Origin of the sequence: Synechococcus sp. W65.1 (assembly GCF_047461615.1) — a bacterium.
Classification (GTDB): domain Bacteria; phylum Cyanobacteriota; class Cyanobacteriia; order Thermostichales; family Thermostichaceae; genus Thermostichus.
On the sequence record NZ_JANSHI010000028.1, the window covers coordinates 1 to 2933 of the forward strand.

Sequence of the window (2933 nt, forward strand, 5' to 3'; positions counted from 1 at the left end):
AACGAGCAGGTGTTGGAAGAAGAGATGACCGAGCACCTGGCTGCGGGTTACCGTGAGCGCACCCCAAGCCGCCGCGGAGAGCGGAACGGCTACTACACCCGGGACCTCATCACGCCGGCGGGCAGGACGCCCAGCTCCGGGTACCCCGGGACCGGGAGGGGACTTTCCTGACCGAGGTCTTTGAGCGGTACAAGCGGATGACCGGAGAGGTAGAAGAGGCGGTGCTGGGGATGTACCTCCAAGGGGTCTCCACCCGCAAGGTAGCGGCCATCACGGAGGGCGTGTCCCGGGTGCGCATCGGTAAGGACGCGGTCTCCAGGGTAGCCCAGCGCCTGGAGGAGGAGCTCTCCGCCTGGCGGGGCCGGCCTTTGGAGCTGGCCTACCCCTACCTCTACCTGGACGCGGCCTACTTCAAGGTGAACTGGGGCGGGCGGGGAGCGGAAGGAGGCCTGGAGGAACCTGCTGAAGGGCCTGGTGGAGCGGGGGCTTCATGGGGTGAGGCTGGTCATTTCCGACGACCACCCTTCCATCCGTCAAGCGGTGATGGCGGAGCTTCCTGGGGCCAGCTGGCAGCGGTGCGTGGTGCACTTTGATACTTTATGCGGAACGTTTTAGCTCATGTGCCGCAGTCGGAGCGGGGTGTGGTGGCCGAAAAGCTCCAGGAGGTGTTTGTGGCGCGGCGGCGGGGCACGGCGGAATCTCTGGCCCGGGGGTTCGTTGAGCGCTACCGGGACCGGTTTAAGCGGGCGGTGGAGGTGTTTGCCCAGGGTCTGGGGGAGGCCCTGACCTACCTGGACTTTCCCGGGGTCCACCAGCGGCACATCAAGAGCACGAATGTGCTGGAGCGGCTTATCCGTGAGGTGAAGCGGCGGACCAGGGTGGTTGGGGTCTTCCCCGGCGAGGGGAGCCTGGTGAATCTGGCCACGGTGGTGATGCTGAGGGCCACGGAGGACTGGGCTTTCCGGCGTTACCTGGACATGGGCCCGCTTTGGGCCGTGGAAGAAAAACCCACAAAAATCGCAACTTGACATGCCGGTGCCTGGGGGGGACACTGGAGGAGCTCTTCTCTTCCTGCCGGGCTTCCCGGAGGGGCTGGTGCGCTTCAGCTACAACACCAACCAGGGGAAGCGCCCGTGGGCTCTCCTCGGGGGCACGGAAGGGCCCTACGCCCTGAACCTGGAGGTAAACTATGCCCATGTTGCCTCTGTTTTCAAGGACCCCGAAGGGCGGGTCTACGCCTACGAGAGCAGCACGGATGGCCGCGGCCTGGTGGTCCGCCTGCGCTAGCCTGGCCCTGGCGCAGGACCTCCTCCAGGAGCCGGCCTCTCCCGGGGGAGCCCCGGGGCCTCCCCTTTTCCTCCTGGCCCTGGGCTACCTCCTCCTCTTCCTCTTCGCCTCCACGTACCTTATCGCCTGCCCCTCCCGGGCCCTGGCCCGGGCCCAGCTGAAGGGGCTTTGGGCCGAGCACGTGCAGGGGTGGTGGGAAGAGGGTCAGAAGCAGGAGGACGACCAGAAGAAGCGGGACGCCCGGGAGGCCACCAGGGAGTGCCTGCAAAAGGCTCGGGATCTTCTGGAAGGGCGGGACTTCTGGAGCTGGATTGGTTCCCTTCTCTCCCTCCTCCTCTGGAACGGCGAGCGGGAGATGGAGGCCTGGGCCCTGATGAACCGGGCCGAGCGGCGGGCGGTGGCCCTGATGAGTGATGAGGAGGTGAGGGCCCGCCTGTGCGGGGCCTGGGGGAGCTCGGGGTGTTCTCGGAGGAGGAAAGGGCGCTTTGGCAGAAACAGCTAAAGTGTGCCCTAGGCCTGGAGGGCCAGGACCCCCAACAGGGGTCCCCATCCCAGGGTGGAGGTTCCGGCCAGGGTTCGGGTCAAGCAGAATCCAACGCCCGGTGTTGCCAAAAGCCAGACCCCAGGGTGCAAAGGGCCCTCCTGGAGGAGTTTTTAGCCGCTCTCCACGGGGCCCGGGACGCGAAGTACGCTCGGCTCCTCACCCTGCACAACATGGCGGCCTGGCTTCTCCTGGTGGGGCTTGGCCTGGCGTGGGCCCTGGTGTCCTTCGCTCCCGGGCTTCCCCTTCCCAACGGGCTAAGCCTGGAGACGGGGCTTGTTCTGGGCTTCCTCGGGGGAGCCCTTTCCCGGCTCCTGCGGGTGGTGGCCACGAAAGAGCTTCCCACCGACTACGGGGCCTACTGGGTTCCCCTCTTCCTGGCCCCGGTGCTGGGGGCCTTGGGGGCGGTGGGGGGGTACTTGGTCTTCTGGGCCTTGGTGGAAGTCGGGGCCTTGGGAGAGGGGCTAAAGTCCCTCCTCAGGCTGCCCGCCGCCTACGGGTTCTTCGTGGCCCTGGGGTTCTCGGAGCGCCTGCTGGAGGGGCTCACGAAGAGGCTGGAGGACCAAGCTCTGAAGCAGGAGGACCAGGGCAAGGAGAAGCCCAAGGGGGATGGGAAGGAGGGCCAGGGGCAACCGCAAGACCAGCCAGCCCGGCCTTGAGGGGGTTAAGGCTTTTGTAAGCCCCCCTGAGGAAGATGGAGGTAGGGACCCTAGAGGTCCCGGAAAGGAGGTAGGTATGCGTAAAGGCAAAGGGTATGGCTTTCTGGCTAAGGGCTGGCTCTGGGTAGGGCTCCTTTTGGGGGTTGCCGCTTGCGGCGTCCCTTTCAACTACGAGGTCAACGTCCTGAACTACGCCGACCTCTCGGCCACCTTCACGGTGGGGTAGGGAGGGATTAGCCCCAACCCCAAGACGGTGGGCCCCGTGGTGATCCAGTACACCCCCGACCCCCGGGTGAACCTCACGGGAGTCAGCCTGGACTACAAGGTTTGCTTTACTTCGGAGACCCCGGGAGCGATCTTCCAGGGGAGCGTGGTCTACACCGCCTACCTGGGCGGGGATGCGGGGACGCTCTTCCAGGAGGCCAACAAGCTGGCCGAGGGCACAA

General features: G+C 66.0%; 7 protein-coding genes and 1 pseudogene. All 8 read left to right on the forward strand.

The genetic code is table 11. From position 1 onward, the window contains the following. Nucleotides 1-9: 9 nt before the first annotated feature. On the forward strand, nucleotides 10-171 hold the full coding sequence (locus NW806_RS10890) for a transposase (RefSeq protein WP_414411126.1): 162 nt from the start codon (nucleotides 10-12) through the stop codon (nucleotides 169-171). Then, nucleotides 168-615, forward strand: a pseudogene (locus tag NW806_RS10895) (transposase). Before NW806_RS10890 ends, NW806_RS10895 begins: the two are co-directional and overlap by 4 nt. Next, nucleotides 600-1028, forward strand: coding sequence for a transposase (locus tag NW806_RS10900; protein ID WP_414411120.1), 429 nt, complete (start codon nucleotides 600-602; stop codon nucleotides 1026-1028). Before NW806_RS10895 ends, NW806_RS10900 begins: the two are co-directional and overlap by 16 nt. 1 nt (nucleotide 1029) lies before the next feature. Next, nucleotides 1030-1287, forward strand: coding sequence for a hypothetical protein (locus NW806_RS10905; RefSeq protein ID WP_414411121.1), 258 nt, complete (start codon nucleotides 1030-1032; stop codon nucleotides 1285-1287). Nucleotides 1288-1468: 181 nt separating this feature from the next. Next, nucleotides 1469-1789, forward strand: coding sequence for a hypothetical protein (locus tag NW806_RS10910; protein ID WP_414411122.1), 321 nt, complete (start codon nucleotides 1469-1471; stop codon nucleotides 1787-1789). 125 nt (nucleotides 1790-1914) lie between these two features. Next, entirely contained in the window at nucleotides 1915-2487 is a 573-nt protein-coding gene (locus NW806_RS10915; RefSeq protein ID WP_414411123.1) for a hypothetical protein, read from the forward strand. Nucleotides 2488-2563: 76 nt separating this feature from the next. Next, complete coding sequence (locus NW806_RS10920; protein ID WP_414411124.1) at nucleotides 2564-2713, forward strand: hypothetical protein; 150 nt, start codon at nucleotides 2564-2566, stop codon at nucleotides 2711-2713. A 36-nt stretch (nucleotides 2714-2749) separates the two neighbouring features. After that, nucleotides 2750-2933: hypothetical protein (locus tag NW806_RS10925; protein WP_414411125.1), on the forward strand; the 184-nt coding region annotated here is incomplete at its 3' end.

Bases quoted from the DNA above. Each gene is read 5' to 3' on its own strand.
- NW806_RS10905 (WP_414411121.1), top strand. From the start codon at position 1,030: ATGCCGGTGCCTGGGGGGGACACTGGAGGAGCTCTTCTCTTCCTGCCG.
- NW806_RS10920 (WP_414411124.1), top strand. From the start codon at position 2,564: ATGCGTAAAGGCAAAGGGTATGGCTTTCTGGCTAAGGGCTGGCTCTGG.
- NW806_RS10900 (WP_414411120.1), top strand. From the start codon at position 600: ATGCGGAACGTTTTAGCTCATGTGCCGCAGTCGGAGCGGGGTGTGGTG.